This window comes from Microbacterium sp. NPDC078814 (genome assembly GCF_040702645.1).
Classification (GTDB): domain Bacteria; phylum Actinomycetota; class Actinomycetes; order Actinomycetales; family Microbacteriaceae; genus Microbacterium.
On record NZ_JBFBLT010000005.1, the window covers coordinates 188,035 to 207,328 of the forward strand.

At 72.9% G+C, this 19,294-nt stretch carries 16 protein-coding genes; 9 read left to right on the forward strand and 7 right to left on the reverse strand.

Going from position 1 to position 19,294, the window contains the following annotated elements; all coding sequences use genetic code 11:
- The first annotated feature begins 129 nt into the window (after positions 1–129).
- The 8 genes from AB0300_RS11695 to paaZ all read left to right on the forward strand — a co-directional run bounded on the left by AB0300_RS11695 (position 130) and on the right by paaZ (position 10,190).
- Complete coding sequence (locus tag AB0300_RS11695) at positions 130–1,242, forward strand: thiamine pyrophosphate-dependent enzyme (RefSeq protein WP_366216065.1); 1,113 nt, start codon at positions 130–132, stop codon at positions 1,240–1,242.
- A complete protein-coding gene (locus AB0300_RS11700) occupies positions 1,239–2,270 on the forward strand; it encodes a transketolase C-terminal domain-containing protein (RefSeq protein WP_315107831.1) in 1,032 nt (343 codons plus the stop codon). Before AB0300_RS11695 ends, AB0300_RS11700 begins: the two co-directional genes overlap by 4 nt.
- On the forward strand, positions 2,267–3,715 hold the full coding sequence (locus AB0300_RS11705; protein WP_366216066.1) for a dihydrolipoamide acetyltransferase family protein: 1,449 nt from the start codon (positions 2,267–2,269) through the stop codon (positions 3,713–3,715). The genes AB0300_RS11700 and AB0300_RS11705 overlap by 4 nt, the downstream gene beginning before the upstream one ends.
- A gap of 134 nt (positions 3,716–3,849) precedes the next feature.
- On the forward strand, positions 3,850–5,169 hold the full coding sequence (locus AB0300_RS11710; protein ID WP_025103845.1) for an MFS transporter: 1,320 nt from the start codon (positions 3,850–3,852) through the stop codon (positions 5,167–5,169).
- Between the two features lie 119 nt (positions 5,170–5,288).
- Positions 5,289–6,479, forward strand: coding sequence for an acetyl-CoA C-acyltransferase (locus tag AB0300_RS11715; protein WP_062636001.1), 1,191 nt, complete (start codon positions 5,289–5,291; stop codon positions 6,477–6,479).
- Complete coding sequence (locus tag AB0300_RS11720; RefSeq protein ID WP_366216067.1) at positions 6,476–7,222, forward strand: enoyl-CoA hydratase/isomerase family protein; 747 nt, start codon at positions 6,476–6,478, stop codon at positions 7,220–7,222. The genes AB0300_RS11715 and AB0300_RS11720 overlap by 4 nt, the downstream gene beginning before the upstream one ends.
- Positions 7,219–8,094 (forward strand): 3-hydroxyacyl-CoA dehydrogenase family protein, encoded by an 876-nt coding sequence (locus tag AB0300_RS11725; protein WP_366216068.1) that lies wholly within the window; start codon positions 7,219–7,221, stop codon positions 8,092–8,094. Before AB0300_RS11720 ends, AB0300_RS11725 begins: the two co-directional genes overlap by 4 nt.
- A gap of 14 nt (positions 8,095–8,108) precedes the next feature.
- Positions 8,109–10,190 (forward strand): phenylacetic acid degradation bifunctional protein PaaZ, encoded by a 2,082-nt coding sequence (gene paaZ / locus AB0300_RS11730; RefSeq protein ID WP_249520805.1) that lies wholly within the window; start codon positions 8,109–8,111, stop codon positions 10,188–10,190.
- Positions 10,191–10,274: 84 nt separating this feature from the next.
- Here the strand turns inward: paaZ and AB0300_RS11735 are convergent, their stop codons facing one another.
- The 7 genes from AB0300_RS11735 to dhaK form a co-directional block, all read right to left on the reverse strand.
- Positions 10,275–10,883, reverse strand: coding sequence for a TetR/AcrR family transcriptional regulator (locus AB0300_RS11735; RefSeq protein ID WP_126894598.1), 609 nt, complete (start codon positions 10,881–10,883; stop codon positions 10,275–10,277).
- 63 nt (positions 10,884–10,946) lie between these two features.
- On the reverse strand, positions 10,947–12,263 hold the full coding sequence (paaK, locus tag AB0300_RS11740) for a phenylacetate--CoA ligase PaaK (RefSeq protein WP_366216127.1): 1,317 nt from the start codon (positions 12,261–12,263) through the stop codon (positions 10,947–10,949).
- Between the two features lie 31 nt (positions 12,264–12,294).
- The gene (paaI, locus tag AB0300_RS11745) at positions 12,295–12,720 is read right to left on the reverse strand and encodes a hydroxyphenylacetyl-CoA thioesterase PaaI (protein ID WP_025103838.1); all 426 of its coding nucleotides are present in this window, start codon (positions 12,718–12,720) and stop codon (positions 12,295–12,297) included.
- Positions 12,721–12,824: 104 nt separating this feature from the next.
- Positions 12,825–14,123 (reverse strand): hypothetical protein, encoded by a 1,299-nt coding sequence (locus tag AB0300_RS11750; RefSeq protein ID WP_366216069.1) that lies wholly within the window; start codon positions 14,121–14,123, stop codon positions 12,825–12,827.
- A 58-nt stretch (positions 14,124–14,181) separates the two neighbouring features.
- Entirely contained in the window at positions 14,182–16,719 is a 2,538-nt protein-coding gene (ptsP, locus tag AB0300_RS11755; protein ID WP_366216070.1) for a phosphoenolpyruvate--protein phosphotransferase, read from the reverse strand.
- Positions 16,716–17,357, reverse strand: coding sequence for a dihydroxyacetone kinase subunit DhaL (gene dhaL, locus AB0300_RS11760; protein ID WP_025103835.1), 642 nt, complete (start codon positions 17,355–17,357; stop codon positions 16,716–16,718). The genes ptsP and dhaL overlap by 4 nt, the downstream gene beginning before the upstream one ends.
- Entirely contained in the window at positions 17,357–18,349 is a 993-nt protein-coding gene (gene dhaK / locus AB0300_RS11765; RefSeq protein WP_025103834.1) for a dihydroxyacetone kinase subunit DhaK, read from the reverse strand. The genes dhaL and dhaK overlap by 1 nt, the downstream gene beginning before the upstream one ends.
- A 148-nt stretch (positions 18,350–18,497) precedes the next feature.
- Here dhaK and AB0300_RS11770 point away from each other — a divergent pair, with 148 nt between their 5' ends.
- Positions 18,498–19,265, forward strand: coding sequence for an IclR family transcriptional regulator (locus tag AB0300_RS11770; protein WP_025103833.1), 768 nt, complete (start codon positions 18,498–18,500; stop codon positions 19,263–19,265).
- Positions 19,266–19,294: the final 29 nt, after the last annotated feature.

The following is a 19,294-nucleotide window of genomic DNA, read 5'->3' on the forward strand; positions in this document are numbered from 1 at the left end:
AAATCCTGACATTTCGGAAGCCATTGTGGCACGTCACGAGCAATCGTCCACGATCCTGCGACGGATCTTGGATGACTGTCGCACGCGCGGCATGCTGTCCTCATCGAGTTCGGCAAGGAAGGCGGACGGATGCACCCCCACGACATGCTCCCGCGGGACACCGCGGTACGACTGATCGCCGAGGACGGGACCACCCTCCCCGACGAGACCTACGCGCTCCCCACCGCCGACGTCCTGCTGGCGGCCTACCGCGGCCTCGTCGAAGGCCGTCGCATCAACGATCAGGCCGGCGCGCTCGTGCGCCAGGGACGCCTCGCGGTCTACCCCTCGTCGCACGGCCAGGAGGCCTGCCAGGTGGCCGCGGCGATGGTGCTCGGCGACACCGACTGGCTCTTCCCCACGTACCGCGACTCGGTCGCCGTGATCGCCCGCGGCGTCGCTCCCGCGGAGGCGATGGTGCTCCTCAAGGGCGACTGGCACTCGGGCTACGACGTCCGTGCGCACCGCGTCGCCCCGCAGGCCACCCCACTCGCGACCCAGCTCCTGCACGCGGTCGGCTTCGCGCAGGCGGCGAAGCACCGCGGCGAGGACACCGTGGTGCTCGCGCTCTGCGGCGACGGGGCGACGAGCGAGGGCGACTTCCACGAGGCGATGAACTTCGCGGCGGTGTTCCACGTCCCCGTCGTGTTCTTCGTGCAGAACAACGAGTTCGCGATCTCGGTCCCCCTCTCCCGGCAGACCGCCGCCCCCTCCCTGGCCCACAAGGCGGTCGGCTACGGCATGCCGGGGCAGCGCGTCGACGGCAACGACGTGGCCGCGGTCCTCGCGGTGCTCACCGAAGCCGTCGACCGCGCCCGCGCCGGCGGCGGCCCCTCTCTCGTCGAGGCCCACACCTACCGCATGCAGGCGCACACCAACGCCGACGACGACACCCGCTATCGCGAACGCGAGGAGGTGCAGGCCTGGCTCGCCCGCGATCCGCTGCTCCGCCTGCGCGCGCACCTCACCGCGACGGGGACGCTGGACGACGAGGCCGAGTCGCGCTTCGCCGCGGGCGCGGAGGAGATCGCCGCCGCCATGCGCACCGCCCTGAACACCGACGCGGACCTCGACCCGGAAGACCTCTTCCGCTTCGTGACCGCGACCCGCTCGCCGCAGCGTGAGGAGCAGTGGCAGCTCCTCCGGGACGAGATCGCCCGCTCCCACCCCGCCGAGACGATGACGACCGGAGGCCCCCGATGACCATCGCCGAGCACGAGACGTTCGTCGCCCCGTCGGACGCCGGCACCACCACGACCATGACTATGGCCGCCGCCCTCAACCGCGCCCTCGCCGACGCCCTCGCCGCCGACCCCGACGTGGTCGTGTTCGGAGAGGATGTGGGAGCCCTCGGCGGCGTCTTCCGCATCACGGACGGACTCACCGCCCGCTTCGGCGAGGACCGCTGCTTCGACACCCCGCTCGCGGAGTCCGGCATCATCGGCACCGCCGTCGGCATGGCGATGAACGGGATGCGCCCCGTGGTCGAGATGCAGTTCGACGCCTTCGCCCTCCCCGCGTTCGAGCAGATCGTCAGCCACGTCGCGAAGCTCGGCAACCGCACCCGCGGCGGGATGCGCATGCCGCTCGTGATCCGCATCCCGTTCGGCGGCGGCATCGGGGGCGTCGAGCACCACTGCGACTCGTCCGAGGCGTACTACGCGCACACGCCCGGTCTCACCGTCGTGAGCCCGTCCACCCCGCAGGACGCCTACTCGCTGCTCCGGGCGGCCATCGCCTCGCCGGACCCGGTGGTCTTCCTCGAGCCCAAGAAGCTCTACTGGTCGAAGGGCGAGGTCGACACCGCCGTGACGACGGAGATCGGCGCGGCGCGCATCGCCAGGGAGGGCACCGACGTGACCCTCCTCGCGTACGGGGCCTCCGTGCCGCTCGCGCTGGAGGCGGCGGAGGTCGCCGCGGGCGAAGGGCGCAGCGTGCAGGTGGTCGACGTGCGCTCCCTCTCCCCCTTCGACGACGAGACGGTCACCGCGGCGGTGCGGTCCACGGGACGCGCGGTCGTGATCGCCGAGGCCCCGGGATTCGTCAGCGTCGCCTCCGAGATCCAGGCCCGGGTGTTCGAGCGCTGCTTCGAGTACCTGGAGGCCCCCGTGCGGCGGGTGACCGGTTTCGACACCCCCTACGCGCCGCCGAAGTTCGAGCACTGGTACCTGCCGGATGTCGATCGGGTGCTCGACGCGATCGACACGCTGCACTGGGAGGACGAGGCATGAGCACCCCGGTGAAGACCGCGACCCGTGTGTTCCGCCTCCCCGACCTCGGCGAGGGACTCACCGAGGCCGGCCTCGTGCAGTGGCTCGTGGCTGTCGGCGACACGATCGCGACCGACCAGGCCATCGCCGAGGTCGAGACCGCGAAGAGCGTCGTCGAACTGCCCTCGCCGTTCGCGGGCGTCGTGACGGCGCTGCACGGCACGCCCGGCGACACCATCGACGTCGGGGCTCCGGTGCTGGAGGTCGCCGACCCCGGCAGTGAGGAGACCGCGTCCGCGCCGCAGGCTCCCGCCGCGCAGACCGAGCACGAGGCGTACCGGCAGGAGGAGCGTGCGGGGTCGGGCAACGTCCTCATCGGGTACGGCACCTCCGCGTCCGCCTCGACGGGTCGACGACGGCGCCCCACGGCGCCACGCCCCGCACCGGCACCCGCCTCGACAGCACCGGCCTCGACAGCACCGGCCTCGACGGCACCCGCACCCGCCGCACCCGCCGCGACCGCTCCGGAGTCGCCCGCACCGGCCGCCCGCGACGCCGCGCGACCCGCTCCGGTCGCCGTGCGCTCACCACTCGTGCGGCGCCTCGCCCGCGACCTGGGCCTCGACGTGCACACGATCTCGCCTACCGGAGCGGACGGGGCGATCACCCGCGCCGACGTGCTGCGCGCCGCCGTGGACCATGCGGTGGACGGCGTCGCCGCAGCCCCGGCGCCGACCTCCGCGACCGCTCCCACCGGCGAGATCGACGGCCTCCCGGTCCGCAGCCGCGAGCGCCTGTCCCCGCTGCGCCGTACCGTGAGCGCCCGGCTCGCCCAGAGCCGCTCGGAGATCCCCGAGGCCACCGTGTGGGTCGACGTCGACGCCACCGAGCTCTGGAACCTCCGCGGGCAGATGGCTCCCGAGGGCGGGAAGGCCCCGTCGATCACGGCGCTCCTCGCGCGGTTCGTGCTGCTCGCACTGGAGGACTACCCGGTCCTCGCCTCGCGGCTCAGCGACGACGGCTCCGAGTTGATCTCGTTCGACGGCGTGAACCTCGGCGTCGCGGCCGACACCGAACGCGGCCTCCTCGTCCCGGTCGTCCCGCACGCGCACCGGCTCACGGTCGGCGACCTCGACGCCGCCCTGCGCGAGCTCGCGGCCACCGCGCGCGCCGGCACGCTCCCGCCCGAGCGGCTCCGCGGATCGACCTTCACCCTCAACAACTACGGCGGGCTCGGCGTCGACGGCTCTGCGGCGATCATCAACCACCCCGACGTCGCGATCCTCGGCATCGGCCGGATCATCGAGCGGCCGTGGGTCGTGGACGGGGCGATCGTACCGCGTCGCATTGTCCAGCTCTCGCTCGTGTTCGACCACCGCGTCTGCGACGGCGGGTATGCGGCCGGATTCCTCCGCCGCGTGGTGGAACTCATCGAGCATCCGCTCCGCGCCTTCGGGCGGGTCTGAGGTCGACCCGGCCGGCGAACCCTCGTGGGCGGAGCGCCGATACGCTACGCTCGGCGATTACTGACCGATCATTCGGTAAGTCATCGCCGACGTACCCGCGTCGGCGCTCCCCCTCGCAGAACAACGGAGTTCGCATGACCTCAGCCACCGCAGCCGCCTCGTCGACCGGAAGGATGCCCGCCGAGGAGCGGCGCGTCCTCGCCGGCACCCTCGTGGGGACGTCGATCGAATGGTACGACTTCTTCATCTACGCCCAGGCGGCGGGCCTCGTGCTCGCCCCGCTCTTCCTCGCTCCCATCGCGGAGTCGAGCCCCGGGCTCGCCCAGGTGCTCTCGTTCGCGACCATCGGCATCTCGTTCCTGTTCCGCCCGCTGGGCGCGATCGTCGCCGGACACCTCGGCGACAAGCTCGGCCGGAAGAAGATGCTCGTCTTCACCCTCGTGATGATGGGGCTGTCCACCTCCCTCATCGGCCTGCTGCCCACATACGCCGCCATCGGCGTCGCCGCCCCGATCCTCCTGATCCTCCTGCGCATCCTGCAGGGCTTCTCGGCCGGCGGCGAATGGGGCGGCGCAGCCCTCATGGCCGTCGAGCACGCCCCGACGGCGCGGCGCGGCCTCTTCGGCGCGTTCCCGCAGATCGGCGTGCCGGTCGGCATGATCCTCGCCACCTTCACCCTCTGGGCCCTCACGAGCTCGATGTCCCCCGAGGCCTTCCTCGAATGGGGCTGGCGCATCCCGTTCCTGCTCTCGATCGTGCTCATCGCGGTCGGCTACGTCATCCGTCGCGCGGTCGACGAGAGCCCCGTGTTCGAAGACCTCCGCCGCCGCCGCAAGGAGGCCTCGGCGCCGCTCGGGCAGCTCTTCCGCGCACACACGAAGCAGGTCGTGCTCACGGCCGTCATCTTCATCGCCAACAACGCCGCCGGATACCTGCTGATCGCGTTCTTCGCGACGTACGCCGTCACGGCTCTCGGCATGGAGCGCCCGCCGGTGCTGCTGGCGACCACGCTCGCCTCGTTCGGCTGGCTGATCTTCACACTGTGGGGCGGCGCGCTGTCCGACCGCCTCGGCCGCATCCGCACGTTCCAGATCGGGTACGTCGCCCTCGCCGTGTGGGCCATCCCGATGTGGTTCCTCATCGACACCGCGAACATCGTCTGGTACTTCGTCGCCCTGTTCGTCATGACGTTCGCGCTCGGACTCTCGTACGGCCCGCAGGCGGCACTGTACGCCGAGATGTTCCCCGCGAACGTGCGCTACTCGGGCGTCTCGATCGGCTACGCCCTCGGGGCCATCCTCGGCGGCGCGTTCGCACCGATGATCGCGGAGGCGCTGCTGAACCAGTTCCACGCCGCGTGGACGATCGGCGTCTACATCGCGGTCGCGTCGATCATCTCGCTCATCGGCGTCTCGCTGGTGAAGGAGACGAAGGGCGTGGATCTCAGCGTCTGACTCCTGGTCCGGGATCGCGGCCGGCCGTGCGCCTGTGCCATAATTACCTTACGATCGGTCAGTAATTCACGACCGGCCGCTCCCGGACCACACCAGGACGACGAAGTCAGGAGATCCGCATGCCAGAGGCCTACCTCGTCGGAGGGGTCCGCACCCCGGTCGGCCGCTACGGCGGCACCCTCTCCGCCGTCCGTCCCGACGACCTCGCGGCGCTCGTCGTCGGCGAGGCCGTGCGCCGCGCCGGGCTCGACCCGGCGCGTACGGAGTTGGACGAGGTCATCCTCGGCGCCGCCAACCAGGCCGGAGAGGACAACCGGAACGTCGCCCGGATGGCCGTGCTCCTCGCCGGCCTCCCCGACACCGTGCCGGGCATCACGGTCAACCGCCTGTGCGCCTCCGGGATGTCCGCCGTCACCATGGCCGCGCAGGCGATCCGCGCGGGCGACGCCGATCTCCTCGTCGCCGGCGGCGTCGAGTCCATGACCCGCGCCCCCTGGGTGCAGGCCAAGCCGGAGAAGGCGTGGGCGAAGCCCGGAGCCGCCTTCGACACCTCGATCGGCTGGCGCTTCCCGAACCCGCGCCTCGCCGCGCGGGACAAGGCCACTTTCACGATGCCGGAGACCGCGGAGGAGGTCGCCCGCGTCGACGGCATCACCCGCGCCGAGGCCGACGCCTTCGCCGTCCGCTCGCAGCAGCGCGCCGCCGCCGCGATCGCCGCCGGCCGCTTCGCCCCGGAGATCGTCGGCGTGCCGGTCCGCGACGGCGAGGTGCTCGTCGACGAGGGTCCGCGCCCGGATACCACCCTCGAGGTGCTCGCGCGCCTGCGTCCCGTCGTGGCCGGCGGAGAGGTCGTCACGGCCGGCAACTCCAGCGCCCTCAACGACGGCGCCTCGGCCGTGCTCGTGGCGAGCGCCGAAGCCGTCGAGCGCCACGGGCTGACGCCCCGCGCCCGGATCGTCGTCGGCACCTCCGCCGCGCTGGCTCCGGAGATCATGGGACTCGGACCGGTCCCCGCGACGGAGAAGGCGCTGCGCCGTTCGGGACTCTCCCTCGACGACATCGGCGCCGTGGAGCTCAACGAGGCGTTCGCCTCGCAGTCGCTCGCCTGCATCCGGCGGCTCGGCCTCGACGAGGACCGCGTGAACGCCGACGGCGGCGCCATCGCTCTCGGCCACCCGCTCGGCTCGTCCGGCTCGCGCCTGCTCGTGACGCTGATGGGACGCATGGAGCGCGAGGACTCCCGCTACGGCCTCGCCACGATGTGCGTCGGCGTCGGCCAGGGCGCGGCCGTGATCCTGGAGAAGGTGTGAGCGGCGCCGACGAGCCGCTGCTCGTCACCCGCACCACGGACCGCGTCGTCGCGACCCTGAACCGTCCGCACAAGCGCAACGCGATCGACCAGGCCACGATCGACGCCCTGCACGCGCTGTGCGCCGAGCTGGAGGAGACGCCGCGCACGCTCATCCTCACCGGCGCCGACGGGGTGTTCGCGGCCGGCGCCGACATCGCCGAGCTGCGCGAACGCCGCGCCGACGACGCCCGTCGCGGCATCAACGCCCACGCGTTCGTCCGCGTTGCGCAGCTGCCGATGCCCGTGATCGCCGCGATCGACGGCTACGCGCTCGGCGGTGGCGCGGAACTCGCGTATGCCGCCGACATCCGCCTCGCGACGCCGACCCTGAAGATCGGCAACCCGGAGACCGGCCTGGGCATCCTCGCCGCCGCCGGAGCGAGCTGGCGCCTCAAGGAGATCGTGGGCGACGCCCGCGCCATCGAGCTGCTGCTGACCGGCCGCACGGTGCACGCCGAGGAAGCGCTCCGCATCGGTCTCGTCTCCTCGCTGCACGAGGTCGCCGACCTCCTCGCCGCCGCCCACGCGGTCGCCGACCGCATCGCCCGCAACGACCCCGCGGCGATCATCGCGACCAAGCGGGTGTTCCGGGCGCCGCGCGACCAGCACCCCGCTGTCGACCTCGAGGAGCAGGCCGCGCTGTTCGAGAGCCCGGAGAAGCACCGTCGCATGACCGCCTTCCTGGAACGGAGAGACCGATGAGCACGCCCTCCTCCCTCGAAGCCGCAGCCCCGGCCCGTGTCGGCGTGCTCGGCGGCGGACGCATGGGCGCCGGCATCGCCCACGCCTTCCTCCTCGCCGGAGCCCCCGTGACCGTGGTCGAGCGGGACGACGACGCCGCCGCGGCCGCCGCCGCCCGCGTGCACGGGTCGATCGACGCCTCGCTCGCTCGCGGCACGGCGATCGAGACGGCTGAGGCCTACCGGGCCCGGTTCGCGACCGGGACCGACGCCGCCCTGTTCGCGGACTGCACCCTCGTCGTCGAGGCCGTCCCGGAGGAGCTGGCGCTCAAGATCGATGCCCTCACCCGCGTCGAGCGGCATCTTGCGCCGGACGCGGCCCTGGCGTCCAACACGTCGTCCATCTCGATCGACGAGCTCGCCGCGGTACTCGACCGCCCCGAGCGCTTCCTCGGGATGCACTTCTTCAACCCGGTGCCCGCCTCGACCCTCGTGGAGGTGGTCCGTGGCGGCGCGAGCGCGGAAACTCTCGTCGCGGACGCCGCCTCCTGGGTCCGCGCGCTGGGGAAGACGCCCATCGTCGTCGCCGACGCCCCGGGTTTCGCGTCGTCACGGCTGGGCGTCGCGCTCGGCCTCGAGGCGATCCGGATGCTCGAGGACGGCGTCGCCTCCGCCGCCGACATCGACGCGGCCATGACCCTCGGCTACAAGCACCCGGTGGGGCCGCTCCGGCTCACCGACATCGTCGGGCTGGACGTCCGGCTCGGCATCGCCGAGTACCTCGCGGCGCAGCTCGGCTCGCGCTTCGAACCCCCGGTCCTGCTGCGCCGCCTCGTGGCGGAGGGGCACCTCGGACGCAAGAGCGGACGCGGCTTCTACGAATGGGACGACTGATGAAGGGAACCCCCATGACCGAGATCCTCCCCAGCTACGTGCAGGGCTCCTGGTGGACGCCCGCCTCCGACGCGGACGCCACCGCGGTGCGCGACGCCTCGACCGGGGAGACGGTGGCCCGCGTCTCCACCGCCGGCCTCGACCTCGGCGCGGCGCTCGACTACGCCCGCACCACCGGCCAGGCCGCGCTTGGCGAGCTCACGTTCCACCAGCGCGCCGTGCTGCTCAAGCAGCTCGCGCTCGCGCTGACCGCCCGCAAGGAGGAGCTGTACGCGCTCTCCAGCCGCACCGGCGCCACCGCGCAGGACTCCTGGGTCGACATCGACGGCGGCATCGGCGTGCTCTTCGCGTACTCCAGCAAGGGCCGCCGCGAGCTGCCGAACGCGAAGGTCTACGTCGACGGCGCCGTGGAGAACCTGTCGCGGGACGGCTCCTTCCTCGGTCGGCACATCTACACCCGGCTGCCCGGGGTGGCGGTGCAGATCAACGCCTTCAACTTCCCCGTGTGGGGCTCGCTGGAGAAGTTCGCGCCGGCCTTCCTCGCCGGTGTCCCCACGGTCGTGAAGCCCGCCACCCCCACCGGCTACCTCACCGAGGCCATGGTGCGCGTGATGGTGGAATCGGGTCTGCTGCCCGAGGGGTCGCTGCAGCTCGTGTCCGGCAGCGTGCCCGACCTCTTCGAGCACCTGCGCCTCGGCGACCTCGTCGCGTTCACCGGCTCGGCGTCGACGGCGGAGCGGCTGCGGGCGCACGACGCGGTGCAGACCGGCGGGGTCCGCTTCACCAGCGAGACCGACTCGATCAACGCCTCGGTCCTCGGCACGGATGCGGCCTCCGGCACGCCGGAGTTCGACGCCTACGTGAAGCAGCTCGTCGCGGAGATGACGTCGAAGGCCGGGCAGAAGTGCACCGCGATCCGGCGGGCGATCGTGCCGGAGGACGCGGTGGACGACGTAATCGCCGCCGTGCGCGACCGGCTCGCCGCGCGGATCGTCGTGGGCGACCCGCGCGCGGAGGGCGTGACGATGGGACCGCTCGCCTCGACGGCCCAGCGCGACGAGGTGCTCCGGCAGGTGGCGCGGCTCCGCGAGGGCGGCGGCGAGCTCGTGATCGGCTCCCCCGAGACGCCGACGGTCCGCCGTGCGGACGGCAGCGAGGGCCCGGCGGAGGACGGCGCGTTCGTGGCGCCGATGCTCCTGCGCTTCACCGATGCGACGAGCCCCGCCGTGAACGAGATCGAGGCGTTCGGCCCCGTCTCCAGCATCCTCGGCTACCGCACGCTGGACGAGGCGGCGGCACTCGTGGCCCGGGGCGGCGGCTCGCTCGTGACGAGCGTCGCGACGCACGACCCGGAGGTCGCGACCACGCTCGCCGCGGGGATCGCCGCGTACAACGGCCGCGTGCTCTTCCTCGACCGCGACGACGCACGCAGCTCGACCGGCCACGGGTCTCCCCTGCCGAACCTCGTGCACGGCGGCCCCGGTCGCGCCGGCGGCGGCGAGGAGCTCGGCGGCATCCGGGCGGTGCTGCACCACATGCAGCGCACCGCGGTGCAAGGCTCCCCGGAGATGATGACCGCGCTCACCGGCGTCTGGCACCAGGGGGCCTCGGCCCGTCCGTTCGACACCGACGACGGCGTGCACCCCTTCCGGAAGTCGCTGGCGGAGCTGCGCATCGGCGATCAGGTCGTCAGCCCCTCGCGCACCGTCACCCTCGACGACATCGAGACGTTCGCGGCGTTCACAGGCGACACGTTCTACGCGCACATGGACGAGGCGTCGGCGGCGGCGAACCCGTTCTTCCCCGGACGCGTGGCCCACGGCTACCTGCTGGTGTCGTGGGCGGCCGGGCTCTTCGTCGATCCGGCTCCCGGTCCCGTGCTCGCGAACTCCGGGCTGGAGAACCTGCGCTTCGTGACCCCGGTGTCCCCCGGCGACGAGATCCGCGTCGAGCTCACCGCCAAGCAGATCACGCCGCGGGAGACCGACGAGTACGGCGAGGTGCGCTGGGACGCGGTGCTGAAGAACCAGGACGACGAGCTCGTCGCGACCTACGACGTCCTGACTCTCGTCGCGAAGGAGCTCACCCCCGCCTGATCCCGAGACCCCGGGTTCTCGTCGAGGCCCCGCCCTTCCCACGCGGAGAGGGCGGGGCCTCGGCGCGAAGACGGGGTTTCGGGGTCAGGGGTGGCGGAGGCCGTCGAGGGCGATCGCGACGACGTCGTCGGCGAGGCGGTCGGCGCCCTCGCGACCACCGGGGCGGTACCACTCGACGATCGAGTTGATCATGCCGAACGTCAGGCGCGCGACGACGGCCGCGTCGATGTCGGAGCGCAGGGCACCCTCAGCCTGCGCCTCCGCGACGAGGGCCGTGATGCGACGGTCGAACGCCCGGCGCCGGGTGAGGGCGCGGCGCTCGACGTCGGTGTTCCCGCGCACGCGCAGCAGCAGCGTCACGGCGGGGAGCTGCTCCACGAGCACATGGACGGCCCCGCGGAGCACGTGTTCCAGGCGGGCGACCGCATCGGCGGCTCCCCCGCTGTCCGGGAGGGGTGCGTCGACCACGGCTTCGAGCCCGCCGAGGGCGCTGTCGAGGGCGCGGTCGAGCATCTCGTCCTTCGACCCGAAGTGATGGTAGATCGCCGACTTCGACAGCCCGAGGCGCTCGGCGAGCATCCCGATCGAGGTCGCGTCGTAGCCGTGCTCGTTGAAGGCGGCCACCGCGACGGCGAGGATCCCCTGCTGGTCGTACCCGGGGCGGCCGCGCCGCGTGGTCTGCATCTCGGACATCCCCCTCAGTCTCGCACCGCCCGCCGCGCGCATCGCGGAGGTCGACGCCGAGACCCCCGCGTGTCAGCGCAGGTCGTAGACGCGCTTGTACTTGCCCTCGCTGCGCGGCAGCGCCCCCGGCTCCTCCAGCCGGACAGCGACCGTCGAGCCGATGAACACCTTGATGCGCTGCACCAGCACCTGCGCCGCCGCCTCGCACGTCTCCACGGACAGGTCGGGGTGCCGCTCGATACGGACGGTGAGGGCGTCCATCCGGCCCTCCTTCGTCAGCTCCAGGATGAAGTGCGGCGTGAGCTGCTCGATCCCGAGCACCAGCTCCTCGATCTGCGTCGGGAAGAGGTTGACGCCGCGCAGGATGATCATGTCGTCGTTGCGCCCGGTGACCTTCTCCATCCGCCGCATACCCGGACGCGCCGTGCCGGGGAGCAGGCGGGTGATGTCGCGCGTGCGGTAGCGGATGACGGGGAACGCCTCCTTGGTGAGCGAGGTGAAGACGAGCTCGCCCCGTTCGCCGTCCGGCAGCGCCTGCAGGGAGTCGCCGTCGATCACCTCGGGCAGGAAGTGGTCCTCCCACAGATGCGGGCCGTCCTTGGTCTCGAGGCACTCGTTGCCGACGCCCGGCCCCATCACCTCGCTGAGCCCGAAGATGTCGAGGGCGTCGATGCCGAGCCGCTGCTCCAGCTCGTGCCGCATCTCGTTGGTCCAGGGCTCCGCGCCGAGCACCGCGACCTGGAGCGAGGTGGACCGCGGGTCGATGCCCTGCGCGGCCATCGCGTCGGCGATCGTGAGGAGGTAGCTCGGGGTGCACAGGATCGCGTCCGGCTCGAAGTCGCGGATGAGCTGCACCTGCCGGGCGGTCTGTCCGCCCGACATCGGGATCACGGTGGCGCCCAGGGCTTCGATGCCGGCATGCGCCCCGAGCCCACCCGTGAACAGGCCGTACCCGTAGGCGTTGTGCACCTTCATGCCGCGCCGGATGCCGCTGGCGCGGAGCGACCGGGCCACCAGCGTCCCCCAGCGGTCGAGGTCGCCGCGCGTGTAGCCGACGACGGTCGGGCGGCCCGTGGTGCCGCTGGACGCGTGGATGCGGGCGACGTCGGCCATCGGCACCGCGAACATCCCGAACGGGTACGTCTCGCGCAGGTCGTCCTTGGTGGTGAAGGGCAGCCGGTGCACGTCGTCGAGCGTGCGGATGTCGTCGGGATGCACGCCCGCCTCGTCGAACTTCCGCGTGTAGAGCGGAACGTTGCGATAGGCGTGCTGCACGGTCCACCGGAGGCGCTCGAGCTGCAGGCGCTCGATCTCGGCGCGGCTCATCCGCTCCTCGGGGTCGAGCTCGTCGGTCGTCGGCGGGCGGAGGGCGGAGGCGGGGGCGGTCATCGTCGACACGGGGACTCCTCGGAACGGCGGATCAGAAGGTCTGGGAGGTGGTGCGGGAGCGGCCGCGGAACTCGGCGACCGCGTCGCCCTGCTCGTCCACGACCGTCACGTCGTAGAGGCCGGAGCGACCGGTGCGGGTGCGGCGGACGGCCGTCGCGGTGAGCGTCTGCCCCGCGACGGTGGGCTTGAGGAACGAGATGTCGGCACCGGCGGCCACCGTCACCCGGTCGTCTTCGTTGCAGGCGATCGCGAAGGCGGTGTCGGCGAGCGCGAACACGAGCCCACCGTGGGTGATCTGGAAGCCGTTGGTCATGTCCTCACGGACGCGCATCGACACGACCGCGTGCCCCGGGTCGTCGCGTTCGACCACGAGCCCGAGCATCGCCGAGGCCCGGTCGCGTTCCATCATGGCCCGGTTCGGCCGCACGGCCTCCGCCGTATCCGTCGCCTCCGTCATCGCCGACCTCCTCGTCGCGCTGGGACGGGACGACCGCGTCCCGTCCGCCCATACTAACTGAACGATCGGTCAGTAACGCAAGGGTGTCGGGGACGCGGGTGGGGTCACTCGATCCGGAACGGCGTCCGCAGCGTCGCGTCCTCCACGGTGACGCCGGTGATCACCGCCGCCGGGTCGGAGAAGTCGCGATCCGCGCGGAAGCGGATCGTGCCTCCCTCCCGCGTGGACCATTCGTAGAAGTACTCGCCGGACGAGACCACGCGGAGGAACGTGCCCTCCGGGAAGGCCGCGACCGCCTCCGTCAGCGGAGCGCCGATCCGGACTCCCCCGGCGGCGGGCAGCGCGGCGCCGTCCGGCTCGACGTCGCCCTGGATGTTCGCGATGCCGGCGGTGACCGCCGCCAGCGCATCCCCCTGCTCGGCGAAGTGCAGCACGAGGCGGGACGTCCCGTCGGCGCTCACGACGCGCACCTGCCGGTCGGACCAGTCGAACTCCTCCACGGTGGCCCCCGGGATCGCCGCCACCGCCTCCTCGCGCGAGGTGCCCAGCACGAGGGGGCCCACACCCGTCGTCGTCATCTCCCAGTCGCTCCACGGAGCGGCGGGGTCGGCGGGCGCCGGGGTCTCGGCGACCGGCGGGTCGTCCGTGAGCTCCTCGACGAGAGCGGCTTCCGCCTCGACCGCCCGATCCCGGAGGAGCAGAGCCGCGCGCTCGGCGTCGAACGCGGAGCCGTCGAGCGCCGGCTGCCGCAGGTGCACGACGACGTTGCCGACGGCGGCGAAGGCGTGGTGCACGCGCCAGGGGTTTCCGCCGGAGTTCATGGTCATCGTGCCGGCGAAAGCCCGCACGCCCTCCTCATCGGGCACGGCGACCGCGTTGAAGGTGCCTTCACCCCGAGCGTCGAACTGCGCGCAGCGGTCGACGGTCGAGGCGAGCAGATCCATGCGCTCGGCCGCCACGTCCTCCGACGCGAACTGGAGGATCTCCTGCTTGCCGCTGTTCTGCGTGTCCTCGGCGTCCGCCCAGGGCACCGTGCGCGCCCCGATGCTGAACATCGAGGTCTCCATGATCAGCATCCCGCACACGGACGGGGTGAAGTCCGGGCCGCCCCCGTCCGCGTACTGCAGCAGAATGTCGTCGACCTCACCCGCCGGCGGCGCGGACGGAAGCAGGTCGGCGACCTCGGCCGGCGTGAGCGCGAAGGCGTCGAGGTCGTCCCCCACGAACAGGAGCGGGCCGTCGTACGGCTCCGGCGTCGGCGTCTCCGTCACCGGAGAGGCGGTCGTGGTCGTCGCCTCCGGGGTCGCCGCGCATCCGGGCACGGCGATCAGCGCCGCTGCCGTCGCCGCCGCGAGGAACGCCGCGCCGCGCCTCTTCCGCCTCCCGGGCACCGCAGCCGTCATGAACCCCTCCGAGTGGTCTCGTGCGCACCGATGCGCGCCCCTGAGGGAAGGATAGCGGTCAGGATCCGGGACTCAGGACGCCGGCGGCCGCCCGCCGCGCGTCCGCCGCGGTTCTCGCGCCGCTCGCGCCCTCGGCCGCCCGCCGGCAGGCATCGGCGTCCACGGCATCGAGCGCGGCCGCCACCCGCCCGAGGGCGCGCGGCGTCATCGACAGCGAGGTCGCTCCGAGCCCGACCAGCACGGGGGCGAGTGCCGGGTCACCGGCCGCCTCCCCGCAGATGCCGACGGCCTTGCCCGCCGCGCGTCCCGCCGCCCCGACCGTCCCGATGAGCCGCAGGACCGCCGGCTGCCAGGGATCGTTGAGATCGGCGAGCGCACTGGACAGCCGGTCCGCGGCGAGGGTGTACTGCGCGAGATCGTTGGTCCCGAGACTCACGAAGTCCACGACCTCGAACAGCTCGGCGGCCAGCAGCGCCGCCGCCGGGGTCTCGATCATGATCCCCGCTCTGTCCAGCCCCGCGGCACGGCACCGCGCCGCGAAGTCCGCGGCCTCGTCGACCGTGGCGACCATCGGGGCCATGACCTCCACCTCGGCGGATTCCGCATCGGCGGCCCTGGCCAGCGCGCGGAGCTGATCGTCGAGGAGTGCGGGCCGGCGACGGGAGAGGCGCAGGCCCCGCACACCGAGCGCGGGGTTCTCCTCGTCGTCGTCGTTCGCGAACGGCAACGGCTTGTCGCTCCCCGCATCCAGCGTGCGCACGACGACCTTCCGCCCGGGGAATGCGCGCAGCACCCCGCGGTACGCCTCGACCTGCTCCTCGATGCTCGGCGCCGCTGTCCGGTCGAGGAAGCAGAACTCGGTGCGGAAGAGTCCGACCCCCTCGGCGTGCGCCGCGGCCGCGCTCCCGGCATCCGCGGCGCCCCCGACGTTGGCCAGGAGCGGCACGCGGGTCCCGTCGGCGAGACGACCCCGCCCGTCGAAGGTCACCACGACGGCCGCGGCCCGGGCCTCGGCGATCTCCGCCTCGTCCGGGTCGACGTGGACCGTGCCGCGATCCCCGTCGATGAGGAGCATGGCCCCCTCGGGGATGCCGGTCGCCCCTGGCACCCCGACCACGGCGGGAAGTCCCAGTGCCCGCGCGATGATCGCCGTGTGCGACGTGGGCCCGCCGTCCGCGGTCACGAGAGCGACGCAGCTCCCGCCGTCCAGCGCTGCCGTGTCGGCGGGTGCGAGGTCGGTCGCGACGAGCACGAACGGCTCATCGCGCTCGGGGACCCCGGGCATGTCCACCCGGAGGATCTCGGCGATCATGCGGTCCCGGACGTCACGGATGTCGGCGGCGCGCTCCGCCATCCTCCCGCCGAGCGCTGCGAGCGCCGCCTCGTGTGCCGCGGACGTCTCCCAGACTGCCCGCGCCGCCGTGCGGCCCTGAGCGCGCACGAGGGCGGTGGCTTCCGCGACGAGCTCCGGGTCCGAGGCGAGGAGCCGGGACGCGTCCAGGATCGCCCGCGCCTCTCCGCGGGCCCGTTCGGCGCGCGAACGCAGCTGATCGGCGACGGCGACCGCCGCCCACTCGATCGTGGAGACCTCGGCCTCCCGACCCTCCGGCGGGACGACGGTCTCGGCATCCGGTTCCGGGAGTGCCGGTGCGAGGGACACCGCCCTCGCGGCCACCCGTCCCGGGCTGACGCCGCGGCCCTGCAGCACGGATCCGGAGACGATCTCCGGCGTCGGCGCCGGTTCGTGGTCGGCCCGGGCTCCCGTCTGGTCGTCCCCGGCTGTGCCGAGCGCGGGTGCGGTTCCGGGGCCGCCGGTGGCGCCCTCGTCCGTCTCGACGCCCTCGCCGAATCCTCCCTGGAAGAGCGAGACCAGGCGGTCGATCGCCGCCTCGGCATCCGCTCCCCGACCCGTGAGCTCGAACTCGGTCCCCTGCCGCGCGCCGAGTGCGAGCAACCGGGTCAGGCTCCCGGCCGCGGCCTCCGGGCCGTCCGGCAACCGCCGCAGACGCACGTCCGCGCCCGCCGCCGCTTCCGCGATCAGTGCGGCGGGGCGGGCATGGATGCCGAGAGGATTGCGCACCCGCACCCGACGGGACACCGTCTCCCCGGCCGGCTCCGACCCGTCAGGAGCGCGCTCCGCGGGCGACGTCACGATGTCCTCCGCCGTCGCATCGTCCGTCGGGCCGAGCTGACCGGTCTTCGCGGCGAGGGCCGACGCGGCTTCAGCGGCGACCGCATCGAGGTCGCCCCCGGCCGCCGCGGCCACCACCGCGGCGAGGAGCCCCTCGACGAACGGCGCGGGCGCGAGCCGCACCGGCACGTCGCTGCTGCGCAGCTCCAGCGCGAGCTCGGCGCTCAGCACGGCCGACCCGAGGTCCATGAGCACGAGCACGCCGTCGACCTCGGCGGCGAGTTCATCGATCGCCGCCGACACCGCGACGGCGTCCGTCCCGAGGATGGGCGCGCCGTCCGCGTCCACGCCGGCCCCGGCCGCCACGCGGACCCGCGCGCCGCCGCCCGGCACCATCTGCAGGGCGAGTTCGAGCGCCGCCTCCCCGAGCCGGGCGCTGTGGGAGACGGCGACGATCCCGATCATCCGGCGTCCGCGAGGGCCGCCGCGAGCGCCTCGAACAGGAGCGCGGTCGAGGCGGCTCCGGGGTCGAGGTGGCCCGCGCTGCGTTCACCGAGGTAGCTCGCCCTGCCCTTCCGGGCGACGAGCGGCACCGTGGCGTCGCGGCCGGCGGCCGCGGCATCCGCCGCCGCCCTGGCGGCAGCCGCGGCATCGGCTCCTCCGGCGAGGGCGGAGTCGAAGGCGTCCACCGCGGGCGCCATGGCGTCGAACATCGTCTTGTCGCCCGCCTCGGGCTTGCCCCGCGCGACGATGCCCTCGAGGCCCGCCCGGAGCGCGACGGCGAGCGCCGGTCCGTCGAGCGACGTGACCGCACCGGCGGACATCCCCATGCGCAGGAAGAACGTGCCGTAGAGGGGCCCGCTCGCGCCGCCCACCGAGCTCACCAGGGTCATGCCGACGGTCTTGAGCAGCTCGTCGATCGTCGCGGGCGTCGTCGCCGCGAGCTTCTCCCCGACCGCCGAGAAGCCCCGCGCCATGTTCGCGCCGTGATCGGCGTCCCCGATGGCGGAGTCCAGTTCCGTGAGCCAGTCCCGCTGCGCCGTGACGGCTTCCCGGTACCGGGAGATCCAGTCGACGAGGGCGTCGGTGCCGACGGCCGCCATCACGCGCCCCACCGCAGGCCGGGGGTGATCACCGGGGCGTCCCACAGCCGCAGCAGCTCGTCGTCGGCCTTGAGCACCGTGACGGAGCACCCGGCCATGTCGAGGGACGTGATGTAGTTGCCGACCAGGTTGCGCGCGATCTGCACTCCGGACCTCTCCAGGATCGACGCGACCTCGCCGTACATGAGGTAGAGCTCGATCAGGGGCGTGGCCCCCATGCCGTTGAGCATCACGATCGCAGGCCCGGTGGCGTCGAGGTCGCCCAGGATCGGCTCGACGAGCTGCCGCGCGATCTCCGACGCGGGGGCGAGCGGCTCACGGTGGCGTCCCGGCTCGCCGTGGATGCCGATGCCGATCTCCATCTGGTCGTCGGGGAGGTCGAAGGTGGGCTTGCCCGCGGCGGGGACCGTACAGCTGGTGAGGGCCATGCCCATGGAGCGCCCCTGACCGTTGATGCGCTTCGCGAGGTCGACCACGGCCGCGAGGTCGCGGCCCTCCTCCGCAGCGGCCCCCACGAGCTTCTCCAGCAGGACCGTGAGGCCGACGCCTCGGCGCCCCGCGGTGTAGAGCGAGTCCTGCACGGCCACGTCGTCGTCCACGACGACCGTGCCCACCTCGATCCCTTCCATGGCGGCGAGCTCGGCGGCCATCTCGAAGTTCAGCACGTCGCCGGTGTAGTTCTTGACGATGTGCAGCACGCCGGCGCCGCGGTCGACCGCCTGGGTGGCGACCTGCACGCGGTCGGGGGTGGGCGAGGTGAAGACCTCGCCGGCGACGGCCGCGTCGAGCATGCCGGTGCCGACGTAGCCGCCGTGCAGGGGCTCATGGCCGGATCCGCCGCCGGAGACGACGGCCACCTTGCCCTGAGCCTTCGGTGTCGCCCGGGTGATGACGTGGTTCTCCAGGTCGACCGAGAGTTCGGGGTGTGCGGCGGCGACGCCCTTCAGGGACTCGACGAGGACGTCCTCCGGGGCGTTGATGAGCTTCTTCATCCTGCGATCTCCTTTGATGCGGCGTGAGTCTCGAGCGAAAATCCGAAAGGAATTCGTCAATGTCGAATATGCTCGGAGCCTGCCGGGTTGTCAAGATCGATCCGGCGACCGGAGACCCGGCTCGACGACGACCGGAAGGAGGACGCGCATGATCCAGGCGATCGATCGCGCGGCGAAGATCCTCGACCTGCTCCAGGGCGCCCGCCACCTCGGCATCACGGACCTCTCTGCGGCCCTGAGCCTGCCGCCGTCGACCGTGCACGGCCTCGTGAAGTCGCTGCGCGCGCACGGCCTCGTCGCGAAGGAGCGCGGCGGACAGCGGTACATGCTCGGCCCCACCCTGCTGCGACTGAGCAACGTGTACCTCGACACCCTGGACGTGCGGGCGCGGGCGATGCGCTGGACGCAGGAGTTGGCGCGACGCACGGGGATGTCCGTGCGCCTCGGCGCCCCGCACCTCACGGACGTCCTCGTGATCCACCACAACCTCCGCCCCGACGACAGCCCGCAGATGCTGGAGACGGGGATGGCGGTCCCCGCGCACGCCTCCGCGATGGGGAAGGTGCTCCTCGCGTACGACCAGGGCTTCCAGCAGAGCGTGTTCGCCGAGCCCCTGCGCAGTCTCACCGGCGACACGGTCACCGACGTAGCCCGACTGACCCTCGAGCTGCCGGGGATCGCGGAGCGCGGGACGGCGGCGGAGAGTGATGAGGCCGTCCTCGGCGAGTCGTCCCTCGCGGCACCGATCGCCGACGCCTCGAACACGATCGTCGCCGCGGTGGCCGTCGTGCTGCCGACCGCGGAGGCACCGGCATCCGACGCCGTCGTGCACGCGCTCCGCGAGACGGCACGGAACATCTCCCGCGAACTCGGCGCGACGTCCTGGCCACCGCCCGTGGCCCCCGCCGAGGACTGACGGCGGGCGCGTCCACCCTCGATCCCGGC

Coding starts and splice junctions, on each gene's coding strand:
- AB0300_RS11695 (WP_366216065.1), top strand. CDS start 130: ATGCACCCCCACGACATGCTCCCGCGGGACACCGCGGTACGACTGATC.
- AB0300_RS11700 (WP_315107831.1), top strand. CDS start 1,239: ATGACCATCGCCGAGCACGAGACGTTCGTCGCCCCGTCGGACGCCGGC.
- AB0300_RS11705 (WP_366216066.1), top strand. CDS start 2,267: ATGAGCACCCCGGTGAAGACCGCGACCCGTGTGTTCCGCCTCCCCGAC.
- AB0300_RS11710 (WP_025103845.1), top strand. CDS start 3,850: ATGACCTCAGCCACCGCAGCCGCCTCGTCGACCGGAAGGATGCCCGCC.
- AB0300_RS11715 (WP_062636001.1), top strand. CDS start 5,289: ATGCCAGAGGCCTACCTCGTCGGAGGGGTCCGCACCCCGGTCGGCCGC.
- AB0300_RS11725 (WP_366216068.1), top strand. CDS start 7,219: ATGAGCACGCCCTCCTCCCTCGAAGCCGCAGCCCCGGCCCGTGTCGGC.
- paaZ (WP_249520805.1), top strand. CDS start 8,109: ATGACCGAGATCCTCCCCAGCTACGTGCAGGGCTCCTGGTGGACGCCC.
- AB0300_RS11735 (WP_126894598.1), bottom strand. CDS start 10,883: ATGTCCGAGATGCAGACCACGCGGCGCGGCCGCCCCGGGTACGACCAG.
- paaK (WP_366216127.1), bottom strand. CDS start 12,263: ATGACCGCCCCCGCCTCCGCCCTCCGCCCGCCGACGACCGACGAGCTC.
- paaI (WP_025103838.1), bottom strand. CDS start 12,720: ATGACGGAGGCGACGGATACGGCGGAGGCCGTGCGGCCGAACCGGGCC.
- AB0300_RS11750 (WP_366216069.1), bottom strand. CDS start 14,123: ATGACGGCTGCGGTGCCCGGGAGGCGGAAGAGGCGCGGCGCGGCGTTC.
- ptsP (WP_366216070.1), bottom strand. CDS start 16,719: ATGATCGGGATCGTCGCCGTCTCCCACAGCGCCCGGCTCGGGGAGGCG.
- dhaL (WP_025103835.1), bottom strand. CDS start 17,357: ATGGCGGCCGTCGGCACCGACGCCCTCGTCGACTGGATCTCCCGGTAC.
- dhaK (WP_025103834.1), bottom strand. CDS start 18,349: ATGAAGAAGCTCATCAACGCCCCGGAGGACGTCCTCGTCGAGTCCCTG.
- AB0300_RS11770 (WP_025103833.1), top strand. CDS start 18,498: ATGATCCAGGCGATCGATCGCGCGGCGAAGATCCTCGACCTGCTCCAG.